This is a genomic window from Corynebacterium sp. p3-SID1056, from assembly GCF_025152525.1.
Taxonomy (GTDB): domain Bacteria; phylum Actinomycetota; class Actinomycetes; order Mycobacteriales; family Mycobacteriaceae; genus Corynebacterium.
Window position 1 is genome coordinate 43,377 of sequence record NZ_JALXXL010000003.1, and the last position, 23,181, is coordinate 66,557.

General features: G+C 65.3%; 17 protein-coding genes, 1 tRNA gene and 2 pseudogenes. 7 read left to right on the forward strand and 13 right to left on the reverse strand.

Annotated elements, in window-relative coordinates:
• Positions 1-1,036 precede the first annotated feature (1,036 nt).
• The 3 genes and pseudogenes from M3G14_RS11680 to M3G14_RS03690 all read left to right on the forward strand — a co-directional run.
• Positions 1,037-1,168 carry a hypothetical protein gene (locus tag M3G14_RS11680; RefSeq protein ID WP_396122185.1) on the forward strand — a complete coding sequence of 44 codons (132 nt, stop codon included), beginning with the start codon at positions 1,037-1,039 and terminating at the stop codon, positions 1,166-1,168.
• A gap of 15 nt (positions 1,169-1,183) precedes the next feature.
• Positions 1,184-1,419: pseudogene (locus tag M3G14_RS11685) on the forward strand (glutathione S-transferase family protein); the annotation flags it as partial.
• A 6-nt stretch (positions 1,420-1,425) separates the two neighbouring features.
• Positions 1,426-1,599, forward strand: a pseudogene (locus M3G14_RS03690) (IS256 family transposase); the annotation flags it as partial.
• Between the two features lie 118 nt (positions 1,600-1,717).
• Here the strand turns inward: M3G14_RS03690 and M3G14_RS03695 are convergent.
• Positions 1,718-2,011, reverse strand: a complete 294-nt coding sequence (locus tag M3G14_RS03695) for a hypothetical protein (protein ID WP_259924742.1) — start codon at positions 2,009-2,011, stop codon at positions 1,718-1,720.
• Between the two features lie 282 nt (positions 2,012-2,293).
• Positions 2,294-2,367, reverse strand: a tRNA-Met gene (locus M3G14_RS03700).
• A 241-nt stretch (positions 2,368-2,608) separates the two neighbouring features.
• Here M3G14_RS03700 and M3G14_RS03705 point away from each other — a divergent pair.
• Positions 2,609-3,085, forward strand: a complete 477-nt coding sequence (locus M3G14_RS03705) for a hypothetical protein (protein WP_259924743.1) — start codon at positions 2,609-2,611, stop codon at positions 3,083-3,085.
• 72 nt (positions 3,086-3,157) lie between these two features.
• On the opposite strand, the gene M3G14_RS03710 is transcribed toward M3G14_RS03705, so the two are convergent.
• Entirely contained in the window at positions 3,158-6,076 is a 2,919-nt protein-coding gene (locus M3G14_RS03710) for a UPF0182 family protein (RefSeq protein ID WP_396122189.1), read from the reverse strand.
• A 190-nt stretch (positions 6,077-6,266) separates the two neighbouring features.
• Here M3G14_RS03710 and M3G14_RS03715 point away from each other — a divergent pair, with 190 nt between their 5' ends.
• Complete coding sequence (locus M3G14_RS03715; RefSeq protein ID WP_259924958.1) at positions 6,267-6,764, forward strand: PPA1309 family protein; 498 nt, start codon at positions 6,267-6,269, stop codon at positions 6,762-6,764.
• 90 nt (positions 6,765-6,854) lie between these two features.
• The gene (locus M3G14_RS03720; RefSeq protein ID WP_396122186.1) at positions 6,855-7,541 is read left to right on the forward strand and encodes a hypothetical protein; all 687 of its coding nucleotides are present in this window, start codon (positions 6,855-6,857) and stop codon (positions 7,539-7,541) included.
• Positions 7,542-7,555: 14 nt separating this feature from the next.
• Here M3G14_RS03720 and M3G14_RS03725 read toward each other — a convergent pair whose 3' ends face one another.
• Complete coding sequence (locus M3G14_RS03725; RefSeq protein WP_259924746.1) at positions 7,556-8,965, reverse strand: zinc-dependent metalloprotease; 1,410 nt, start codon at positions 8,963-8,965, stop codon at positions 7,556-7,558.
• Between the two features lie 104 nt (positions 8,966-9,069).
• On the opposite strand from M3G14_RS03725, the gene M3G14_RS03730 reads away from it, so the two are divergent.
• Positions 9,070-10,182 carry a PDZ domain-containing protein gene (locus M3G14_RS03730; protein ID WP_259924960.1) on the forward strand — a complete coding sequence of 371 codons (1,113 nt, stop codon included), beginning with the start codon at positions 9,070-9,072 and terminating at the stop codon, positions 10,180-10,182.
• 141 nt (positions 10,183-10,323) lie between these two features.
• Here M3G14_RS03730 and M3G14_RS03735 read toward each other — a convergent pair whose 3' ends face one another.
• Genes M3G14_RS03735 through M3G14_RS03775 form a run of 9 tightly spaced genes read right to left on the reverse strand, consistent with a single transcriptional unit; the run spans position 10,324 to position 23,114 of the window.
• Positions 10,324-10,845: a M48 family metallopeptidase gene (locus tag M3G14_RS03735; RefSeq protein WP_259924747.1), complete on the reverse strand. Its 522-nt coding sequence runs from the start codon at positions 10,843-10,845 to the stop codon at positions 10,324-10,326.
• Positions 10,845-12,893 (reverse strand): ATP-dependent DNA helicase UvrD2, encoded by a 2,049-nt coding sequence (locus M3G14_RS03740; RefSeq protein WP_259924748.1) that lies wholly within the window; start codon positions 12,891-12,893, stop codon positions 10,845-10,847. Before M3G14_RS03740 ends, M3G14_RS03735 begins: the two co-directional genes overlap by 1 nt.
• Positions 12,894-12,911: 18 nt before the next feature.
• Positions 12,912-13,646 (reverse strand): NAD(+) diphosphatase, encoded by a 735-nt coding sequence (locus tag M3G14_RS03745; protein ID WP_259924749.1) that lies wholly within the window; start codon positions 13,644-13,646, stop codon positions 12,912-12,914.
• Positions 13,647-13,653: 7 nt separating this feature from the next.
• The gene (locus M3G14_RS03750; protein WP_259924751.1) at positions 13,654-14,757 is read right to left on the reverse strand and encodes a TrkA family potassium uptake protein; all 1,104 of its coding nucleotides are present in this window, start codon (positions 14,755-14,757) and stop codon (positions 13,654-13,656) included.
• Between the two features lie 20 nt (positions 14,758-14,777).
• Entirely contained in the window at positions 14,778-18,044 is a 3,267-nt protein-coding gene (locus M3G14_RS03755; RefSeq protein ID WP_259924962.1) for a DEAD/DEAH box helicase, read from the reverse strand.
• A gap of 16 nt (positions 18,045-18,060) precedes the next feature.
• Entirely contained in the window at positions 18,061-21,129 is a 3,069-nt protein-coding gene (locus tag M3G14_RS03760) for an ATP-dependent DNA helicase (RefSeq protein ID WP_259924753.1), read from the reverse strand.
• An 18-nt stretch (positions 21,130-21,147) separates the two neighbouring features.
• Positions 21,148-21,867, reverse strand: coding sequence for a hypothetical protein (locus M3G14_RS03765; RefSeq protein WP_259924754.1), 720 nt, complete (start codon positions 21,865-21,867; stop codon positions 21,148-21,150).
• A gap of 12 nt (positions 21,868-21,879) precedes the next feature.
• The gene (locus M3G14_RS03770; protein ID WP_259924755.1) at positions 21,880-22,878 is read right to left on the reverse strand and encodes a DUF3152 domain-containing protein; all 999 of its coding nucleotides are present in this window, start codon (positions 22,876-22,878) and stop codon (positions 21,880-21,882) included.
• An 11-nt stretch (positions 22,879-22,889) separates the two neighbouring features.
• Positions 22,890-23,114 (reverse strand): DUF3107 domain-containing protein, encoded by a 225-nt coding sequence (locus tag M3G14_RS03775; protein WP_259924756.1) that lies wholly within the window; start codon positions 23,112-23,114, stop codon positions 22,890-22,892.
• Between the last annotated feature and the right edge of the window lie 67 nt (positions 23,115-23,181).

Genomic DNA, 23,181 nt, shown 5'->3' on the forward strand with positions numbered 1-23,181 from the left:
GGTGTGTGGGCCGCGTCCACGCGGCGGTTTCGGGTTAGGTGATCGGGTTCGCGGGCCGTCGTCGGCGGTGCCGCCCCCGTGGACGTACCTGTCATGCAGACTCCCCCGGCCTCGTTTTCACGGCGATGCCTAAGAACCAGGCCGCGCAAACCACCAAACCCGTAGCTCCGGTGCCGTTGACGGCCTCGCCGGCCGCGGATACGGGGTGTGCCCGGCGATTCCGTGCAGGAGGGGACGGACACCGGCCGGAGGATGTGCCAAACGGGGTTCCCCGCGTTCGCGTCGCCCCCCCTCTCGGCCGACTCGTCGACTCATTGGTCGCTGTGGTGGGTTCATCAGCCACAAGCGGCACTGTGTTGCCCTCTCAGAAGATAATAACCATTCTTGTGTTAGGTTAGCCTAACCTCGCATTTGGATCAAGTCCCGTCTCGTACGTTTGATGGACATTGCTGAAACCGAGATCGCGCAAAACCAGCACACCATTGAGTGGCGCGTGGACGAAGACCAAGGATGAGCGTAAGAATCCGCAGGCGTCGTTAACAATCTTCTCGATGAATCAGCCTGTAAATCCGGGAAATCCCCGTACTCAGAGGACGATCACTATCCCGCAGGAGTGGGAGCAGAAGGCTTCTCCGGATAAGCGCTCTGGTAATGGCCCGAAACCGAAGGTGCGGGCATGTCCCAAAATGGCACGGCTATGGATCCGGCGCTCGGTCAAGGGATTCCGGCGCCCTTTCACCGCCATCGACCATAAAGAAGCCAGCCAGGAAGAGAAACACCGCTACCGCGATGAAAGCCCAGGATTCCCGCCGTCCGACCACCCCAAACATGACCCACCCCAGGGTAAAAGAACGCCACGCCCAACAGGCCCAAGACAAGCGCCGCGACGGAGTTGAGGCGGACATTCCGGTAGTTCATGCACCGCATCCTAGGTTTCGCCATAACGTGAGGCAGCCCAGCTGATTTCTGCGCCCATGATCAGAAACGGCCTATAGTTGACGTGTCATAGATTTTTTACGCGATAAAGGAGGACACGATGACTGCAGAGACACAGAAGGATTGGGCAGGCGACGCCCAGAATGCGTCAAAGGACGGCGAGTTCAAGCGGGATACGAACTACGTCGGTGACCGCATTTTTGCGTCGATAAGCAACGAGGCTCTGCACTAGCCAGCTCTGCACTAGCCCGTGCAACCGCACCGCTACCGCCTCATCGCAGCACGTGCCTACCCCTGGGCACATCGCGCTGTCATCGTGCGGCGCCCGATGGGGCTGGAAGATGTTATCTCCTTGGGCTTGGCTGGCCCGACCCACGACAAGCGCTCCTGGACCTTCGACCTGGATCCGGGCGGCGTCGACCCCGCGCTACAGACCCCCGCCTACAGGATGCGTACTTCGCACGCTTCCCCGACTACCCGCGCAATAAAGTGTGGTTGATGATCTGCAACATCGAGGACAAGCGCGCCGCCCGCCGTGCGAAGAAGGCGAAACGGGCAACTGAGTGCAAAGGCTATATTCAAGGGGGCGAAAGCCAACGGGTGGAAACAAGCCATCACCAACTAGCCGCGGCATACCCCGACCGATTCGCGGACTACTTGTAAACCAAGCCCCCGCACACACAATCGGACACTCTCTCTTCTGCGGTTACAGTTAGCCCCTCTAGACTTCATCTAGAGGGGCTAACTGTAATTGGCCTTACAGCGGTTCCATATCTATAGGCTATGCGAAGTTTCCATAGTCAGAAATGATGCTCACCCATAAGAACGCTGGTACGACGAAAGCCGCGGCGAATGTGAAGGCAAAAGCACGCCATGATCGGTCGCTAAGCCGATCCTTTTTCAACATGTAGACAGACATGGCTAATACACCCAACACCACCAATGAAGGTAAAGGTAGCCCATAGAAGACGAAAGGTATTGGAAGCCATGTGGACAGGAGCACTCCGCCATAAAGGGTTGCGACGCCCAAGACAATTCCAAAAAGTATTCCCGGAATGATTGTTCTTTCTTTCACAACAAATTCCTTACCAATCAGTTTATCTTGATCAGACCACCGTTTTTAGCCTGCGCATGACATTCATTGATGGCGCCCGCTTCATTGGGGTTGCCCGCACCAGCCTCGTTATTAGGTAGGCCGTTGATGCTAATCATATGAGTGGATATCATTACGACCCTCTTTGCTCTCTTTCAGAGACAAAGCGATCTTGGCATTCTCAGCACCGTTTTGAACTTCGATCTTTACTCGAGAAATACATAACCTCCCACCAGTGTTTCCACTGGTGGGAGGTTATCTTAGTAGCGGGGGCTGGATTCGAACCAACGACCTCTGGGTTATGAGCCCAGCGAGCTACCGAGCTGCTCCACCCCGCGTCGGGTGATATTCTCTTTTCACCTGCTGCCGTATCGGCAACGTGAAGTAACTATACTTACCACCCTACAAAAGGCCAAATCCCCTGGGCACCGCCGATAATCACGGGTCTTACAAGATCCACATAACGCACAGTCCTCGATACACGCCTCGCCCATTTGTTCGAGAGATCACGGCCCCATGTCCGGGGTGGGCGCTAGAATTACGCTCCCCTACTCACCGCTTAACTTCAAGGAGGCGCCCTTGGCAGAATTACTGCGAGCCGCAGTGCACAGCGTGGAGATCCCCTCGCTCACCCGGCGAGAACACCTGATCCTGGGCACGATGGCACAATTGGCCGACGACCACGATGGTGTGCTTCTTGACGTCGACGGCACCGTCCGCCCCGGCCGCACCGGACTCATCACCCACTTCGGCCAGAGCAACGGGAAGGGCGGGTGGGTCCGGCACAACATCCTCGTCACCCATATCCCGCTGTTTGAAGAGGTGGGCTGGATCGCGGCGGTAACGGAGCCCGTGCTCGACGGCGCGTACCAACTCAACGTCGCCCGGCTGGTCCGCCTGCTGGATATCACAGAGGCACGTATGGCCGGAGCGGAAGAGGACCCGCTCGCGCTCGCCGAGGCCGACCAGCTGCTCTGCGGCGATTTCACTCGCCCCGTGTTCGCGGGCCTTTGGGACCAGGTCGATCGAATCCTGGTGCACAACCCTCAGGGCTAAACGCGCACAGAAAAGCGCCGAGGACGTTTTCCGTCCCCGGCGCTTCCTGCGTTCCGGCTAGCCCGCTAAACGCTACTCGGCGTTCTGGTACGCCTCCACCGCGCGGTCCAACTCGTCGAGTGCTCGGCCGTACTCCTCGAAGGAGCCGTCGCGAGCGCTCTCGAGGTTGCGCAGTGCATCGTTGATGCCCTGCATCGCCTCGTCCTTGTTGCCCGGGGCCGCAGGTGCCGGGGCCTTGGCTTCGTTGTCGCCATCCTTCGGCTGCTCGTCAGCACCATTGTTGTCCTGCGACTCGGACGCGCCCTCGTCGACAAGCTCGATGTCCTGCGCTGCCTTGGAGTCGATGCCCACCTGCTTCAAGGCCTGCGAAATCGTCGGCGCGTAGCCGACCTGACCGCGGTAGAACACCAGCACGCGCAGCAGCTTCGGGAAGGCCGACGCCTGGTCCTTGCGCTGCGAGTAGATCGGCTCGATGTAGAGGATCTCGCCGCCGCCCACCGGCAGGGTGAGCAGGTTGCCGTTCTTCAGGTCGTTCGAGCCCTCCCACAGCGTGCGGTCGCGCGCGACCTGGTCCGAAGACATCAGCGCGTCCTGCGCCTGCTTCGGGCCCTGCGTCTGCGTATTCGTCGGCAGGACGCGGACCGTGATCTTGCCGTAGTTCTCCGGGTCCGAGGACACCGACATGTGCGCGGCCAAGAACTCGCGGTTCAGGCCGCGGTACGGGGTGATCAGCTGGAAGGAAGACTCATTGGTCTCCGGGTCAGCGGCCACCACGTAGTACGGCGGCTGGTTGAGCTCCTGGCGGCCTTCTGCCGCGGTCGGGTCGTTCGGCACAGACCAGAAGGCGTCGTTGTTGAAGAACACGCCCGGGTCGTCCACGTGGTAGCGGGCCAAAAGCTCGCGCTGCACCTTGAACAGGTCCTCCGGGTAACGCAGGTGCTCGCGCAGATCATCGCTGATCTCGCTGTGCGGGCGCACCGTGTCCGGGAACACACCCATCCATGCCTCGAGCACCGGGTCTTCCTCGTCGAACTGGTAGAGGTCAACCGTGCCGTCGTACGCATCCACGGTGGCCTTGACCGAATTGCGGATATACCCCAGGTTGTTATTCACCAACCGCTGGGTGGTGCCGTCCGGGTTGAGCGCATCCTGTGTGGTGTCCTGCAGGGAGTTACGCGTGGAGTACGGCAGCTGGGACAGCGTAGTGTAGCCGTCCACGATCCACTTCACGCGGCCATCAATGACTGCCGGGTAGGTCTTCGAATCCGTGGTCAGCCAGGGGGCAACCTTCTCCACGCGCTCGCGCGGGTCACGGTCGTACAACAGCTTGGAGTCCGCACCAACGCGGTCCGACAGGATCATGTTCAGCTCCTGGTACTTCACCGCATAAGCTGCACGGTTGATCCAGTTGCCAATGTTGACGCCGCCCTTGCCCTCGTAGGTGTAGGTGGAGTTGTCCGTGTCGTACTCGACCGGGCCCTGGCCGTTATCGCCCACGATGGCGTAGTCCAGCCCGTCCTTGGCAGAAGAGATCACCGGGCCGTAGTAGATGCGCGGCTCGTCCACGCGAATGCCCAGCTCTTCCGCGTCCTTCTTCTCCGTGGCCTTCGCGTTGGTCTGCAAATCAGAGACCGTAAAGATCGGCAGCCCACCACGGGTGGAGCCGGCGTCCTGCGCCGCCTCGTCCACGGTGTTGGCCTGCGCTGCCACGAAACCGTTGCCGTGGGTGTAGACGGTGTGGCGGTTAATCCAGTCGAGCTGGTTCTCCCGCAGCGCATTCGGGTCCATCTCGCGGGCGGCGACGACAAAGTCGCGCATCTCGCCTTCGACCTCGTAGCGGTCCATAGCCAGTTGATCCGGGAAACCGTAGAAGTTACGCAGCTGCTGGTTCTGGGTAAACGTAGGCGACAGGATCTCCGGGTCCAGCAGGCGGATGTTGCTGATGGTGGACCAGTCGTCGGCGACCTCGTTGTTCGAGACCTTGTCCGCGCCCCAGTTTTCCTCGTAGTTGACCGTGTCGTCGGTCAGCCCATAGGCGAAGCGGGTGGACTCAATGTTCCGGCCGATGTACTCGCGCTCCTTGGCCTGACGGTTCGGCTTGACCGAGAACTGCTCCAAAAGCGCCGGCCAAACGTTGCCGATCACCAGGGAGGACACCAGCATCAGCACGGTGGCCAGCACGGGGATGCGGAAGTCCTTGTACACCACCGAGGCGAAGAACGCCGCGGCCACGATCAGCGCGATGACGGTGAGGATGATCTTCGCCGGCAGCATCGCGTTAATAGAGGTATAGGACGCGCCGGTGAAGATGTCATTTTCCCCGTAGAGCAGGAAGTAGCGATCCAGCCAGTAGCCGGCCGCCTTGATAAGCATCCACACACCGGCGGTGACCGCCAGCTGGACGCGCGCCGCCTTCGACACGTAGCCGGGCTGCCCGGCAGCCTTGTTGCCAATCCGGATACCGCCGAGCAGGTAGTGCGCCACCAGCGCGATCAAAAATGCGACGATGAGCAGCAGGCCCAGCGTGCTGACGACGACCGAAAGGCCCGGCAGCGCAAACGCGTAGAAGCCAAGGTCCCTGCCGTACTGCGGGTCTGTCACCCCGAAGTCGGAGCCGTTGAACCAGAGCAGGAAGGTACGCCACATGCGCTGGCCCGCGAGCCCGGCAAACGCCGCCACGACCAGCGGCACCGCCACCAGCAGGGAGCGGATGCCCTGCTGGATCGAGGCCCGGTACTGCGCGTTGGGCGAAAACACATCCGCCCCCGGCATCTCGTCGGGCCTACCGCGCCACGCCAGCCATGCGGCGAGGAAGGCAATGCCCCCGCCGATGAGCGCGAAAACGATAAACAGTACGACCCGGGCGATGATCACCCGGTTGAACACCCCGCGGAAGTCGACCTCGCCGAACCACAGAAAATCGGTATACAAACCGATCAGCATGGGCACGAGTGTGAAGAGAACGCCGAGGACGACAATCGCCGTCAGCATCGTCTTGTTCGACTTTTTCGCGTTGGGTTGAGGCTGGTTGACGCGGGTAGCCAATCCTGCTCCTTCGAAATAGTCTTTGCGTGCGTATTAAGCTTCTAGCCTTAAGTAGCTTAATTTGTGTAACGAATAAACAGCCAGAAAGGTTCCCGTGCAGCAGAATTTCAGCTCGCAGCAAGCCCTGAACAAAGCCATGACTGAGGCTGTCGAGTTCGTCCACGCCGAGGGCTGGGACGCTCCCCCCTCACTCTTCGCGCTCGTGCCGACCCAGCTGCTTATCGACGAGCTGTCCCAGCTTTCAAACGACGCCGCGCACTCGCCGCTGACCCTGGTGGTCCAGGAGCTGCCCGAGCACATCCGCCCGGGCAGTGACGAGCTCGCCGACTACGTCTCCCGCGTCGCCTGGCCCGAACAGGTCGAGGGCGTGGTGCTCGCGCAGGAAATCATCTTCCGCGACACCTCCGCGGGCCCGGGCGCGGAGCCCCGCCCCGCGCGCTTGTTCTCTGGCGTGCTGCGCGGCGAGGACATCGAGCAGACCCTGCTGCAGATGCGTCTGACCGAGGAGGAGCTGGAAGAGCGCGGCATGTTCGCCCAGGATGAGATCGAGCTGCGCGGCGGGCCGAACGTGGCCCCGAACGTGATCGCTGCGCTGCGCTACAGCCTGGAGCGCGAGCCGGAGGAGCAGGCCTAACGGCGGGGCTGCGCTGGGGTGCACCCCCGACCATCACGTACTATCGGTACATACACACGTGTCAGAACGCATCTTAAGGAGCCAATTTCCGTGTCGCACCGCCGCATCCTCGCCCCCGCCCTGCTCGCCGCATCCGTGGCGCTGACCGCCTGCGGGGGCGGCAGCGACGAGGCGACCGAGACGCCTGCCCCCAGCGAGCAGAGCGAAAGTGCCGAGCCGACGACCAGCGCAGAAGAAGCGGAAACGGAAGAGACCTCTTCGTCGAGTGCGACGGGTGCGGCCTCGAGTACGAGCACGCGGGCGTCGACAAGCACAAAGAGCGACGACAAAGAAGCAGCCGACGAGACAGTCACCGAGGTCGCGGAAACCTTTGCTTCCCTTGCCCCCGAATCACTGTTTGCACAGTTCGAGACGTGTTCGGAAACGGGCGTGAGCGGCTCCTATGACTGCTCCGGCGCGGAGATTGGGCAGTTCCAATTCTTCGACTCGGAGGCGAAGGCGGCCTCGACGACGCAACTGCTGACCGAGCTGCGCTCCTCGCGGATCGTGGAAGACGACGGCGAGCGCATCGTCGGCTGGTCCACCCTGGGCACCTCCGCGATTATTACCGTGGTGGACAACGAGCGCGGCCAGGTGCTGCAGCAGCTGGTGTCGACTGAGCAGGAGGACCCCCGCGAGCGCATCGGCAAGCTGGGGCTCGCCGAAGTGAGCGAGGAGGACGCGACGCAGGCAACCACCACGACGTCCGCGGCCTCGCCTACCTCGTCGCGCCGCTAGCTGGCCTGAGAGCCCTAGAGCTCAGTACCGTCCTCGCTGCCGTCGTCCTTCCCGTCGCCGTCCTTGCGCTTGAGCTCCGGGTTGTTGCGCAGCTCCTCTTCAAGCTTGCTGAACTCGGCGTCGAAGTCGGCGTCGGTCGAGTCGTCCAACAGCCCGTCGATAAACGCGGCGGGGTTATCCAAATGCTCCGCGGTGGGCAGGAAATCGGGGTGGTTCCACACCTCATCGCGGCGCTTGACCCCCACCGCGTTTTCCACGCGGCGCCACAATTCCGCGGCCTCGCGGACCTTTGGTGCGCCCAGCTCGATGCCGACGATGTTGGCAAAGGCCTGCTCCGCCGAACCGCCAGTTGCGCGGCGGCGCGCCCACGCCTCGGCGAGCTGCGCTGCGGACGGAATCCGCTCCGCCAGGGCCGCATCGACCACGACGTCGACCCAGCCTTCGACGAGCGCGAGCAGCGTCTCCAGCCGCGAGGTGGCGGCGGCGTTACGGGAGCCGACGCGCGGTGAGAGGTCCATATTCTGCAGGTTCTGCAGCGCTTCCTGGATCTGCTGCGGGTCGCCCGATTCTAAGTTGAGGCTGCGCGTCGCCTCGTCGATATTGGAGGTGTCGATTTCCAGGCCCGCGGCGTACTCCTCCACCGAGGCAACGATGCGCTCGACCAGCCACGGCACGTGTGTAAACAGGCGCTGGCGGGCCGCCTCGCGCGCCGCGATGTAGACCATGACCTCCTGGCCCGGCACCTCAAGTCCCTTCGCAATCTTGGTGACGTTCTTCGGCAGCACTGAGGCGACGCCGGCGGGCGCGACCGGCATACCGAAGTCCGTGCCGGTAAGCGCTTGCTGGGCCAAATCCCCCAGCGCGTGGCCAAGCCGCATGCCGAAGTTCATGGAATTCATCGAATTCATCATCCCGGCGAGCGGGCCCATCATCTCCCGGGCCTCGGCCGGCAGTTGGTCCATTTGCGCACGGTTCATGTGCTCTGCGACCGGGTTGACCATGCGCTTCCACATAGGCATGGTCTCGACCAGCCAATCGTCCGCGTTCCAGGCCTGCGCCTTCGACTCGGCGGCGGGCAGCGTGGTCGTTTCGCTGAGCCAGTGATCGACCAGTCGCAGGGACTCCTCCACCGCCTTCTTGTCGCCAGCGGCGACTGCGGCCTTGTCGCCCACGCGCTGGCGCGCCATACGCAGCGCCATGTCGAAATTCACCGCGGCGTCTTTCGCTTCGGCCTGGTTAAAGGAATTGCCCATGCCGGAAAGCATCTGGCCAAATTGGTTCAGGATGTCCCCGAACCCACCGCCTGCCTGGCCGCCGCTAAAGCCAAACGCGTCGAAGGGGTTCGACGCGTCGTTTTCGTCGCGCTTGCGCTTGCCTTCGTCGTCATCGTCGTTGGGAAAGGAGAATCCAAATCCATTACTCATACACGCCACGATACATAGCAGGCCAGCGCTTGCGCGACTACTTTCGGCCCCAACCGGGACGCTGTGAGCGAACACGGCTGCGCTATGCTGCCTGTGTGAAAAAAGTGGCAGAGTCGACGCAAGCGACACAGGCGGAAGAGCCGGCGAAGTCGGCTGGCGGCGCGCGCAGCAGACGCTGGTCGACGGTGACGTGGGGCGCGATCCCCGTCGCAGCACTCACCTTACTGTTGTCGATCGACCACATCCCAGGCACCGATATCGCCCTGACCGTGCCGTATGCCGCCGAGGGGCCGGGGCCGATGTTTAACACGCTCGGCGAGGTCGAGGGCGAAGACGTCATCGACATCGAAGGTGCCGAGACCGACCCTGTCGCGGGCAACCTCAACATGACGACGGTGTCGGTGCGCACCAACATGACGCTCCCGCAGGCGCTCGGCCGCTGGCTCACCACCGATGATTCCATCGTCCCGGTCAGCCAGATCCTCCCGCCAGACCTCGACGAGGACGAGCTTCGCGAGTACAACGAGGCCGAGTTCGCCGCCTCCGAGGGCAACGCAACCGTCGCCGCGATGCGCTACCTGGGTAAACCGACCAGGGTGATCGTCCACGATTTGCTCGAAAACTCGCCGTCCGCCGACGCCCTTGCACCGGACGATGTGATCACCGCTGTCGAGGGTACTGCCGTCACCCAACCAAGCGAGGTCCAGGACGCCGTACGCGCCCACGCCCCCGGCGACGAACTCGCCGTGGAAATTGCGCGCGGGGACGAGACCAAGGAGGTGCGCATCACCTTGGGCGAAAACCCGCACGAGAAGGGCGAGCCCATGATGGGGATTTTGATGACCTCGGAGCCCGCAGGTGAGGTGACCGTCAACTACAACCTCAACGACGTTGGCGGTCCCAGCGCCGGCATGATCTTCTCGCTCGCCGTGATCGACAAGCTGAGCCCCGGCCAGCTCAACCACGGCAAGTTCGTCGCCGGCACCGGCACGATCGCAGAATCCGGCGAGGTGGGCCCCATCGGCGGCATCACCCACAAGCTCGCCGGCGCGCGTGACGCCGACGTAGAGCTTTTCCTTGCCCCGGAAGAGAACTGCGACGCGGTACGCACTGTGGATACCGGCGACATGACCGTGGCGAGCGTAAAAAACCTCGACGAGGCGGTCGCCGCCATGGACGACTTCGCTGCCGGGCGGCCTGTGCACGCCTGCGGTTAACCAGCGTGCGGCCAAACGGAGTTAGCTCCATTTACAACCAGCCCGGCAACAAATCCCCAGGTCGAGCTCCGCAGCTGACTCCAAACGGAGCTAGCTCCATTTACAGTTCGCCCGACACAATACGCCCGACCCCAAAAGGAGCTAGCTGAAGCGCTGGTAGGCCTCGAGGTAGCCCTTGGCGCGCTCTGCGTACGGTGCGCGGTCCGCCCACGCCCAAAACTCGGCCCCATGGCCGGGGATGAAGGTGTGCACCAGCTCGTGGACAAGCGTGGCGTCGAGCACGTAGTCGGGCACGTCTTTCAGCCGCGAACTGATCCGGATGTCCCCGGTGGCTGTCGTACACGACCCCCAGCGTGTGCGCTGGTTGTCTGCCCAGCGCACCGAGCCGATCCGCGCTTTATTCTCGAGCACGTCCCGGTTGAGCTGTTGCGCGCGTGCGACCAAGTCGGCGTCGCTACGCGCGCTCGAGCGCGTTTTCGCGGCCACCTTTGCCAGCATCTCCTCGACCGCTGCCGCCTCCTGCGCTTTGCTCAGCCGGGCCGGGATGCGGATCTCCACGACCCCGTCAACGATCCTGCTCTGGATCGTGCGGGTCCGCCGCGCGGAGCGGATCACCCGGTAGGCCTGTCCCGACTCGTGGTGGGTCGAATCGTTCACACCCATCACCGGAACTCTTCGAGCGTGTCGAGCACGCCTTGCCCGTACTGCTCAATCTTCGCCGGACCGACCCCGGAAATACCGAAGAGTTCCTGGGTGTCGGCCGGCATGGCTTCGGCGATCGACATCAGCGTGGCGTCGGTAAACACGATGTAGGCGGGCTTGCCGGCGGCGCGCGCCTCGTCGCGACGCCACCGCTTCAGCGCCGCGAAGACCTCCTCATCAAAGCCTGGCTCGCAGTCCTCGTGCCGGCCCAGGGTTTTCTCCGCCGGTGTGGCCAAGAGGTTCCCGCAGACCCGGCAGCGGCGGTTGCGCTTGACCCGCTCCGGCGTCTTTTCTACCTCCAGCTCCGGCGCAATGCCGTCGAGGAAGCGCGAGCGCGAGCGCGACTTTCGCCCGCCCTCCTGGCGCGCAAGCGCCCAGGACAGGTGGAGGTGCTCGCGCGCGCGGGTCACCCCGACGTAGAAGAGGCGCCGCTCCTCCTCGATCTCCGCATCCCCTGCTTTGATCGCGTGCGAAATTGGCAGCGTGTTTTCCACCAGCCCGACTAAAAACACCGCGTCCCACTCCAGGCCCTTCGCGGCGTGCAGGCTGGCAAGCGTGACCCCGTCGACGGCTGGCGGCTGCTTCGCCTCGGCGCGCCTGCGCAGCGAGCGCAAGACGTCAGGCAGGGTGGTCGCCTCCTGGCTGCGCACGATCTCTTCGATGAGATCGACCAGCGCCGAGAGCGTCTGCCACCGCTCGCGGGCCTTCGCACCCTCCGGTTCCTGAGGCGTCAGCCCGATCGGTGCGAGCGCGGCTCGTGCCACGGCGACAGGATCGTCGGGCAGATCCGTGCGCCGGGCAGCGCCGACGAGCGCGCGGATGGCCTCCCGGATCTCGCCGCGCTGGAAGAAGCCCTCGCCGCCGCGCACCTGGTAGACGATCCCGGCGTCGGCGAGAGCCGCTTCAAACGCCGCGGATTGCGCGTTGATGCGGTAGAGCACGGCGATTTCGCGGGCAGGCACGCCGGCGTCGAGAAGCTGCCGGATCTTGATCGCCACCTCGCGCGCCTCGGTCGGCTCATCGTCGTACGCGCTAAAGGTCGGCTGCGGGCCGTGCTCGCGCATGCCCTGCAGCTCCAGCCGGGTGCCTGCCACGCGCCCCTGCGCCTTGCCGATGACGGTGTTGGCCAGGTCAGTGATCTCGGGGGTGGAGCGGTAGTCGCGCTGCAGCTTCACGACGGTCGCGTGCTCGTACGTACGCGAGAAATTCAGCAAGTAGTTCGGCGTCGCCCCCGTAAAGGAGTAGATGGTCTGGTTGGCATCACCCACCACGGTCAGGTCGTCACGCTGGCCTAGCCAGCCCTCCAGCACGCGCTGCTGCAGCGGTGTGACGTCCTGGTACTCGTCCACCACGAACGACTGGTACTGCGCCCGGAACTCCTCTGCCACCGCCGGGGCGTTTTCCAGCGCGCCGGCAACGTGCAGCAGAAGGTCATCGAAGTCCAGCAGCATGCCGTCTGGAGAGGTTTTCGCGTCCTCGTAGAGCCGGTAGACCTGCGCGACCTTCGCCGGGTCCGTTGGCGGGGTGCGCTTCGACCCCGCGATGCGCTCGACGTAGTCGTCCGGGCCGATCACGCTGGATTTCGCCCACTCGATCTCTCCGAGCAGGTCGCGCACCATTTCCTTGCTCGAGTCGAGGCCCGCCGCGCGCGTGGCGCGCCCCACCACGGGAAACTTGTTCTCCAGAATCTTCCAGGGAAGATCGCCCGCAATCTGGGGCCAAAAGTACTGCAATTGACGACGCGCCGCCGCGTGGAACGTACGCGCCTGCACCCCGCCCACGCCCATCGTGCGCAAGCGGTCGCGCATCTCGCCCGCCGCGCGCTGGGTAAAGGTCACCGCCAGCACCTTCGTCGGCGCCACCATCCCCTGGTCCACCAGGTTGGCAATCCGGTACGTGATAGTGCGGGTTTTCCCCGTGCCCGCACCCGCCAGGATGCACACCGGTCCCCGCGGCGCAGTCGCCGCGACGCGCTGGTCCTCGTCCAACAAACTCAAGTCCACGGCCATGCCTCGTGCCTTCCCTTCCTACATCTCGCCTGCGGCCCAACGGCCAATCAGCTGGCGCGCGATACTGCCCTGCGGGGCCAGCGGCAGCTGCCCCAGGTCCTCGCGCGTAGCCCAGATGATGCGGCGCAGTTCCCCGTCTGTCTCCCCCGCCGCGTCCTCGTCGTTGGTCCGGGCGTAAAAGCCCAGCATCAGCGACCCGGAAAGCGGCCACGGCTGCGACCCAACATACGCCACGTTCTCGATCCTGCGCCCGGTTTCCTCCCGCACCTCGCGCGCGAAGGCGTCCTCGGCGCGTTCTCCTACGTCCACGTAGCCGGCGATGCAGGTGAAGTATCCCGGGCGGCGTCGGTTCTCCCCCAGCAGAATCCTGTCGCCATCGTTGTGTTCCACCACGCCGATGACGCAGGGATCGATCCGCGGGAAGACGGGTCTGCCGGACGCGCCCCGCGCAAAAGCGCCCGAGGGATCCCAGGCAAGCGGGGAACCGTCGGCCGGGTCAAAGGCGCCGCGCTCGTGCGCGCCTACGAGGCCCACCGCGCGCGCGATGAGCGGGTCATCGAACCACTCGCGTGCGCTGGCCACCTGCGTCGCAAGCTCCGCAGTGGTCACATCGGATACCCGCACTGCGGTCACTTCCGGGCTCACCCGCGCCCTGGTGGTCACCTTTACGCCGGGAGGCAGGGTAGGCAGGAGCCGCGGTTGGCCTTGGGAGTTGAGGGGGAAGCGCAACGCGGCGTCGAAAAGCAGGTACAACGGCGCGCTACTCCGACGGCTTCTGCGCCTCGGGCGACTCCTGCGGCTGCGTCATGCGCACGTACAGGAGGCGATCGCCCGGCTCGACAGTCTCCGCCTCCGGCACATCGATGCGGTACAGCTCGCCGGAGCGCACCACGCCGAGCACGATGTCGGCGAGGTGGCGCGGGTTGGAGCCAACCTCATCGTCCGCGATCGGACGCTCGGCCACGGCGAAGCCTTCATCGGGGCTGAGCAGGTCCTCCATCATCTCCACCACGGGTGGGGTCACCGTGGCCAGGCCGAGCAGGCGACCGGTCGTTTCGGCGGACACCACGACGGAGTCCGCGCCCGACTGCATCAGCAGGTGCTGGTTCTCGCTCTCGCGGGCGCTGGCCACGATCATCGCGCGCGGTGCCATCTCGCGCACCGACAGGGTGACCAGGACGGCCGTATCGTCCGAGCTCGGAGCCACTACAACGGAACGGGCGCGGGTGATACCGGCAACCCGCAGCACGCCCGATTTCGTGCCGTCGCCGTGGACGGTGACCAGCCCGCGCTTCTCGGCGTGGCCCAGCGCGACCGGGTCCGTATCAATGACGACGATGCTGCTCGGCGCGGTATCGCCCGCGAGCAGGGCGTCGACCGCGGAACGGCCTTTCGTGCCGTAGCCGACCACAATGGTGTGATTGCGCACAGTTCTCCTCCACTGCTGAATCTGAAGTGTCTTGCGGGAATCCTCCGTCAGCACCGACAGGGTCGTGCCGACGAGGAGCATCAGGAACGCCACACGTGCCGGGGTAATCACGAAGATGTTGACCAGCCGGGCCCCCTGGGTGACCGGGGTGATGTCGCCGTAGCCCGTGGTAGACAGCGACACCGCCGAGTAGTAGAGCGCGTCGATAAACGTCAAAGGCTCGGTGTAGCCATCCGTGTCGAGGTACACGATCAGCGCCACGATGACCATGAGCATCGTGGCATAGGCGAAGCGCCGGGCGATGAGCGCCCACGGGGTGGTGCGTTCCTCGGTGGGGATGGTGATGACATCAAGGAGCGTATGCACCGGAATATCCGAGCGGTCCACGTCGTCGCGGACGCGGTCCCGCCAGGCAAAGGGGTAGCGCAGTCTCATCGCCTTGTGCTCCCTTCTACTCATGAGTGGCTTAACCCCGAAACACTAGCATCGCCCGCATCGAGCAGCGCTGCGAGACGGTCAGCATCGGGCAGCTGCGTCGGGGCATAGTCCTCGCCGGTGCGCACGTAGAAGAACACGGCCCGCACCGGTTTGCCGTCTGCCGCTATTCGACGCCACGCCTCTGCGTACACGGCGAGCTGCAGCTTTGCCGCTTCCATCTGCGCGGGCGCGGGTTTTTCCCCGGTCTTCCAGTCCACTACGACCCAGCCGCCATCCGGGTCACGGAACACTGCATCCATCCTGCCGCGCACGACCGATTCGCCCAGCGCGAGCTCGAAGGGGTGCTCCACATGCACCGGGCTGCGGCGAGCCCAGTGGCTGCGCTCGAAAGCACGCTTCAGGCGCTTGAGCGTCGCCGCGTCTACCTCCGCTTCGTCGCCGCCGGGCAGCTCGTCCTCGGTGAGCAACGGCTGCTGGCCGTAAAACTCTTCCAGCCACTCGTGGAAGGCAGTGCCGCGCTTGGCGTAGGTGTTCGGCTTGAACGGCACCGGCCGGCGGGCCCGGCGCGCGAACTGCTCCGGGTCGGCTCTGAACGCCACCACGTCGGAGGCGGTCAGCTCGGCGGGCATCACCACTGGCGTCGCCGGCGCAGCCGCGCGCTCGTGCTCTTCGATCAGCGCGGTGACGTCGCGCTCCCACAGCTCGAACAGCTCCCCTTCGGTCAGCGCCGGCAAATGGCTGCGTGCTTGCGTGACCCGCTCGGCGGCTGCCAGTGTTGCTGCTTCTGGTTCGAAGTGTGGCCAGGTGCCGGACGGTGCCGCGTCGGGCACCGCGGCAGGGTCTGTATCGGGTGTGCGTGTAGCGTCTCCCGCGCCGCTCGCCCACGCCACTGGTGCTTCGACGAGGTCGCGCATGGTGGCGAAGTGCGCGTAGGGTTCCGCCTCCCGCGCCACCTCGGGCTTCTTCCGCGACCCGGTAATCAATAGCTTGCGCTCGGCGCGTGTGACCGCGACGTAGAAGAGGCGGGCGGACTCTTCCGCCAGCTCGGCGCGCACCTGCTTGAGCCAGGCGGCGCCCGCTTTTTCAAACTGTGTCCGGTTTTCCACCTCGGCGAAATCCGGTAGGTACTCCGGGTCGCCGAAGGACGCGTCCGGCAGGTTGCGCACCCAGGTGAGGAAGGTTTCCGCCTTCGCCGCGTAGGTGGCGTTGTCGGCGTGTAGGACTGCCACGGTGTCCCACTCAAGGCCCTTCGCCTTGTGCGCGGTAAGGATTTGCACCCGGTCGGTGCGTGACACCACCGCCCCCGGTGCCAAACCGTCTTCGTGTTCGCGGGCGAGCGCGAAGTAGTCGAGCAAGCCTTCGAGGCTCGTGCCGGGGTACGACGCCACCGCGTGGAGGAGGCGCTCGAGGTGGACGGTGCCGGAATTGGAGCTGCGGGCGAGCACCTCGGTGCGGATGCCGAAGACGTCAATGATGTCGGTGACAAGGTCCACGAGCCGCTTACCAAGGCTCTGCGTACGCAAGAACCGCAGCTTCGCGGCAAGCTCACGCAGGCGACGCAGCCCCTCCTCGCTGTAGCGCTCCGGTTCGCCTAAATCCGCCACCGCATCAGCAAGCCCCGCAGGCGCTTCGGCTCCTGCGCTCAGGGCGGCGGCGCGGGCGCTAAGCTCCTCGAGCTGCGCAGCAAGTCGGGCAGCGGGATCCCCGCTCGCTGCCGTTTCCTCCGGCGCGGTGCCGCGCAGGTTGTTTGCCCGCGCGGCGAGCGCGGCGAGATCGGCAAGGCCAAGTCCTACCGCGGGGCCAGCGAGGATGCGCAGCGCGGCCGAAGAGTCCGCCGGGCGCACGAGCATGGTGGCCAAGGCCAGCGTGTCGGCCACTTCGGGGATGTCGAGCAAGCCGCCGACGCCGACGATTTCATAGGGCACGCCACGGGCAGCAAGGTACTCCGCAATCTCGGCGGAATGCTTGTTCTTGCGCACCAGCACCGCGGCGGAAAAGGGCGCGTCGTGCGCTTGCGCCTCCCGGTATTGCTCGGCGAGGTTGCCGGCCACAAACGCGAGCTCTTCCTCGTTCGTCTGGAAAAACCCGAGGGCGACTTCCCCGCTGTTCGCGCCCGGGCGAGCCGCAAGCGGTGCCACCGCCCGCTGCTTACCCGTGCCCAGCACCGCGTCGGAGACGCTGTTGGCCAGCGCGAGGATCTCTGGTGGGTTGCGCCAGGAGGTGGTGAGCTGCTTTTTCGGGGCGGGTCCGTCGCCCACGGGAAAGTCTTCGACGAAGGCGGCGAGGTTTGCTGCCGTGGCACCCCGCCACCCGTAGATGGCTTGCATGGGATCACCCACCGCGGTGACCGTCAGTGCTGGGTCCGCGCCCTGGCCAAACAAACTGCGCAAAAGGACGCGCTGGGCGTGGGAGGTGTCCTGGTATTCGTCCAGCATCACGACCCGGAAGCGCTGCCGCTGGGCGCGCCCGACCTGTTCGTGGTCGCGTGCCAGCGCCGCTGCGGTCGACATCTGCTCGTTGAAGGTCACCACCCCGCGTCGGCGCAGCTCCTCGTCGAGCTCGCGCGCCAGCGGTAGGTACGCCCGGCGTTCCTCCTGCGTATTACGCCACTGCCGCAGCTTCTGGGTGAACTCGGTGCGCGCACGCGGTGCCATGGGCAGCGCATCGGTCTCCGCCAAAAACGCCGCGGCCTGCTCGTCCACCTCCTGAGGTGTGGCCAGTTCGTTGCCCATCGAAGTCACCAGTGCAAGGACCTCCGAGACCACAGTGCCGACCGCCGGGTTCTTCCCCTCATGTGCGATGACCGGCCCCGGGTAATCGGTGACCACCTCGGTGGCGATCGCGTGGAGTTCCGCGTCGGTGATCAGCCGGGAGTCCGGCTCGACCGGCACCAACAGGCCGTATTCGCGCACGAGGTCGCCGGCGTACGCATCGTAGGTGGACACCGTCGGGGCGATGACCTGCAGCGCGTCCGCGAGCTCGCCGGAGGGATCCAAACGACGCACCAGGTCCGGGTTGCCCGCCAGGGTTGCCAGCCGGTCGCGGATGCGTTTGCCCAGCTCCTGGGCGGCCTTGCGGGTAAACGTCAGCCCGAGGATCTCGTCCGGGCGCGCATAGCCGTTAGCCACCAGCCACACCACGCGCGCGGCCATGGTCTCCGTCTTGCCGGCACCGGCACCGGCCACCACGAGCAGGGGCCCGGGCTCGGCCCCGATGACCGCGGCCTGCTGCTCGGTGGGTGGGAACTTCTGCCCAAGGTAGCGTGACAGAAGCGTCGGCGACATGGGCTGCGCACTCGTCTTAGGCACGGTAGATCACCTGTCCTTCCGGTTGTGTGGGGCACAGTGCGCGCACCGCGCAGTGCTCGCAGTGCGGCCCAGGGGTAGCGAGCAGCTGCGGGCCTGCCGTCCTTTCAGGCAGTGGGATCAAGAGTTCCGCAAGCTCCGCGAGCTCGTCCGGTGTCTTCGGCGCCTGCTCCCGTGTCGCCAACTTGGATTTGCTCGCGTTGGGGTACACCAGCACTGCCCCGCCGACGCGCAAGGGTGTTTCCCCATCGCGTGCAGTCACGACCGCCTCGCCGTCGAAGGTGCCCGCGGCAAGCGCGAGCTGGTAGGCGGCGAGCTGCATGTTCTCGGCCGTCGCGGCCTTGGTCGGCGGGGTAGCCCCGGTTTTCAAATCCACAATGTGGACCGCGCCGCTTTCCTCGCGCTCCAGCCGGTCAAGTCGCCCGGCGATACGCACGCCGCTGTCCAGCTCCACCCGCACCGGGACCTCCGCACCAAGCAGCGCAAACGTCCCGCGCGTCGCGGCCACCCAGTCGCTCAGCCGCTCGAGCAGGGCGGCGAAATCTTCCACATCGCGCGCCGTCTTCCAGCCCGGGCCATATGCCGCGTCACGCCGTGCCGCCGCAGTCGCTGCCAGGGCGTCCTCGGCGTCCATCCCAGCCCCGATAGCCTCCAGGTAAGCGTGCGCCATCGACCCATAGATCATCGCCAGGTTCTCTTCGAGCCCCACCATGCGCCCGAGCGTTTCGCGCATGGGGCACGCCAACAGTCCCTCGATGCGCGATGGCGACAGCGTCGTCGCGTGGCGCAGGGGCTCGCTTATCGACGCCCCCGTCGTCCCCCACCACTGCTCCGGCGCTGCCCCGGCGACCCCGGCCTCAGACAGCCGAGCCAGCTGCCGAGCCGCCTGGTTCCGAGTCGCCTCGTCCGAGGTTTCTGCAACGAGTGCTCGCCGCAACTCCGCGATCACCTCGTCGCGCGCCAGGAGGCGGACGCGGACGTGCTCGTCGTCATCCGCACCGCTGCGGGTTGTCTCGCCCGGTGGAGCAACCACGGTGTCCGGCTCGATGCCGAAATCCTCGCAGTACTCCTGGATGAACCTAGAGGGCACGATGAGTTCGTCACCGTCCTGGTCATCCACCGTGGTCACCAGCACGGCATCGCGCGCACGAGTCACCGCCACCCAAAACAGGCGACGTTCCTCGGCCAGCCGCTCCGCGGTGTGCGACACCGGCACCTTCGGGTCCACCCCGTTGTCTATCAGGTCCACCAGGTCCTCCTGACGGAACAGGGAGCCGGTCTCCCCCAGACTCGGCCACGAGTTTTCCTGGACGCCAGCAACGACAACGCGGGCGAATTCCTGGCCAGCCACACCGTGCGCGGTCAGAAGTGCCACCGCGTCCGGTGTCGCCGCCCTGCGATCGCGCACACCCGTGGGCAGCTCCTGGGCAGAAATCTCTGCAATGAAGCTCTCGACTCCGGCGGCGGCCCGGCGCTCTGTGAAGTCGCCGGCGGCGTCGAACAGCGCCATCGCCGCGTCGAGGTCGCGGTCGGCCTGGGACCCGCTCGCCCCGCCACGAAGCGCAACGGCGAGCAAGTGCTCAGAGAGGCCGGTGGCGTGCCACACCGCCCACAACACATCCTCCACGCTGCCGCCGTCGCGCTCGGCCTGCCGCCCCGCGTCCAACACCGCGCGGACACGTTCAAGTAACCCCCGCTCGCGGTCGGTGAGCACACTGCCGAAGTCTGGCAGCTCCTGCGTGCTGACCAGCAGCGCCTGCAGCGTCTCCTCAGCACGCGCGTCCGGCGCCCACCGGCGCAGCCCCCGCAGCAGTCGTCGCAGCGTGACCGGGTCAGTGCCGCCAACTGGCCCCAACAAGAGGTCTCGCCACTGAGCCGGGCTCAGCGCTTCGTGCAGCGCCCGCATACCGAGGAGCAACGCGGCCACAATGCGCTGCTCGCTCAAGACCACATCGGTGGGGTTGAGCATCACCGGCACTCCGGCTTGCAGCAGGCTTCGACGCACAGGTTCGATCAGCGACGTGGAACGCACCACGACAGCCATGTCGCGATAGGCCACGTCCTCCTCCAGGTGCGCGCGGCGCAACGCGTCGCACACTGCCGACAACTGGGTTGCTTCATCCTGCGCAATCGCTACCGTGCGGCGCGGCTGCCGGCGTGATTCCCCCAAGTCGATCACGTCGTGTGCCAACCCGCCGAGGTCACGGAAGAACCGCGGCGAGGCGCCGCGGAAGTGGTAGATGGACTGCGCCTCGTCACCGCCAACGACCCCGAGCTCCGCACACTCAAGCAAGCGGCGGATGAATGCTGCCGGGGCTGGGGCGAGATGCTGCGCATCATCGACGATCACGGTGTGCCACTGCGCGGGGATCTCCCCGCGGAGCACTTCGGACACAAGCTCTGAAGCCGAGAAGCGCTTTCCCCCGGTCAGCGCCATGACCTGCTGGTACTCGTGGAGGAACTCCGCAGCCGCACTCCAAATTTCGACCCCGTGGCGCTTACCAAGGGCAGCAAGCTGCGCGGGGTCGAGGCCACGCTCGACGGCGCGCAGCAACACGTCGCGAAGCTGGCGGGCAAAGCCCACCATCCCCATCGCGGGACGCAACTCCACCGGCCAATTCCCGCGGCCGTCTTCGACTTGGCCACGCAGGAGCTCGCGAATGACCGCATCCTGTTCCGCACCCGAAATGAGCCGGATCTCCTGCTCGTAGCGCTGGCGAAGCACGGCGAACGCCAGGGAATGCACCGAGCGCACCAGCGGCGCGCTGCTGACAAAACCGCTCGCTGCGAGGCGGTCCGAGATCTCCGCGCGCATCCGCGCGGCCGCCTCCTTGGAGGAGGCAAGCACGACGATGCCGCTTGCGTCTTCTCCGTTTTTTGCGGCACGGCCGGCGGCGGCCACCGCAGTATCGACGAGGAAGCTCGTCACGCCAGCGCCGGCCTCACCGACAACTTTCCACAGCCCGGCATCGGGCAGCGCTGTCGGCCACGTGCGCGCGGAAGTCTCACGCGTGCGCGGAACCAGGTAGGCCCGTGGGGTAAACGGAATCTGTGGTGCATTCATGAGCGCTAGTGTGCCAGGCTAGGCCGACATGAGGAGCTCACGCACCCGCCCCACACTCGAACCTATGTTCGTACGCGTCGCCTCACCTGTGATTTCACGATATTTCAGTGCGCGCTCGGCGAGTGCAAGCAAATCAGGAACGTGCGCCCACCGCCCGACCACGCCTGGGTCTACGGCCCGCAGCAGCAGCCCGTCGACCATCACCTGCGCGGCCGTGTAACCGCGCGGCCGCGGCTCCACCGAAGGCACCAACGTGCTCAGCACCGGAGCGTGCTTGTCCGAAAAAAGGCAGCACGCCAAGAAATCCATGTGCGCAGTGACGAGGCCACCGGCTGCCGTGTGCGCGTCAAAGTCCCGCCACGCGGCGCGCTCCGCGTCCGCCCACATCCCCGTGCGCGCAGCTGGGGAGGGCGGGGTGAATGGGGCCAACGCCTCGTCGAGAAGCAGGGCCCCAGCCATCGCCTCATCCACTCGCGCTGTGGGGGCTCCGGGTGAGAACTCATTGGCACAGAAACCGCCGACCACCAGGCGGCCGTCGGTGGCACGCACCGGGCGCGCGACGTGCAAACCGGTCACGGTATCTGCGAGCTTCTCGCGGGTCTTACCCGACCACGCGGCGGTCGCAGACGCGGGCGCGACGACGATGTTGCCGAATTTGCGGCCGAAATCCCATGGCGCGCCCACGGGGCTTCCCGAGCCCTCGAGCTGGAACGCGGCAACAACGTGCCCCGGAATCATGCAGATGCCCCCTTACTTCGATGCTGGGCGCGGGTACGGCCACGGATTCGTGCGGCAGCGCTTGTGGTCGTCCGGGTACGCCCCTTCCGAATCCAATGCGTGCAGCTGGGAGTTATCCAAGCTCAGCGTCTGCTGCATCATCACCGGAGCGAGCGCCCCGTCCTCGCGGCAGGCTTCGTGGGTGGCAAACCCGAGTGCATGGCCCACCTCGTGGTTGATCACGTACTGGCGGTAGCGCCCCAGATCGCCCTCGAAAGGCACGGCACCCCGCACCCAGCGGGCCTCGTTCAACAGCACCGTGTCCTCGCCGGTGATTGTCGTGCGGCAGCTGGTCTCCATATCCAGGTTTACCCCGCACAGCTCCTTCGTCGTCGCCTGCGACGTCAACCGGATCTTCACATCCGGCTCTTGGTCCAGCGTGACATGCTCGAAGCCGAAGCGCGGGTCGTTCGTCCAGCTGCGAGGATCGGCCAGCGTGGCGTCGATCATCTTGGCGAACGCACCGTCACCGCCATAGGAGGTGGTGTCCACGCCGTTTTCAATCTCCACGACGTAGCGCAACTTCAGCTCTTTGCCCTCCCCCACGTTCAAGCCAGGTTCGCCAACAGTGCGGTACGTGCCGTCACCTGCCTGGGTAAACGGACCGCCGGGCGGAAGCTCGTCCTCCCCGTGTTCGCCCTCCGGCAACACCGCGGGCGCTCGGCCCGCCTCATCGCCACTGTCTCCGCCGCCCGGGGCCGTTGCGGTGTGCGCGTCAGCCTCGCCGGCCGCTTCCACTACGGAAGAGCCGGGGTTTTGGAACATATTGACGAGCACAAACACGGTCAACACGGCAAGCACAGGCAGGGCGTACGCGCGCCACCCGTATTCACGGGCAAAGCGCACGAGACGACCCTCGCCGTCGTCGTCGCCCTCCCAGTCTCCGAAGAAATCCTCCGCATCATCTGCGCCCCAGTCCCCTGCCGGGTCCGCGGGCGCAGATGCTGCGGCACGCCTGTGCCTACTCGTCATAACCTCACAATCTATCGCATGAAGCCGACACTGCGTGCGGTGGTCGAGCCCTGCTCCACGTACGCGACTCGATCGGTGCGGATGAGGTAGGTCCGCTCCTTCTCATCGACGACCTTGACCGTGGCCTGGCCGGCATCGATCGCCTGCTCAATGGTGGAGATGAAATCGTTCTGGCCCTCCGGCAGCTTAATGACGAGCTCGCGCGGGGTATCGGCCAAACCAATCTTGATGTCCATGAGTTACGCTCACGTTCCTTTAAAACTTGAAGTGACTTCGTTGTATATGCATTAACGCTCATGACCG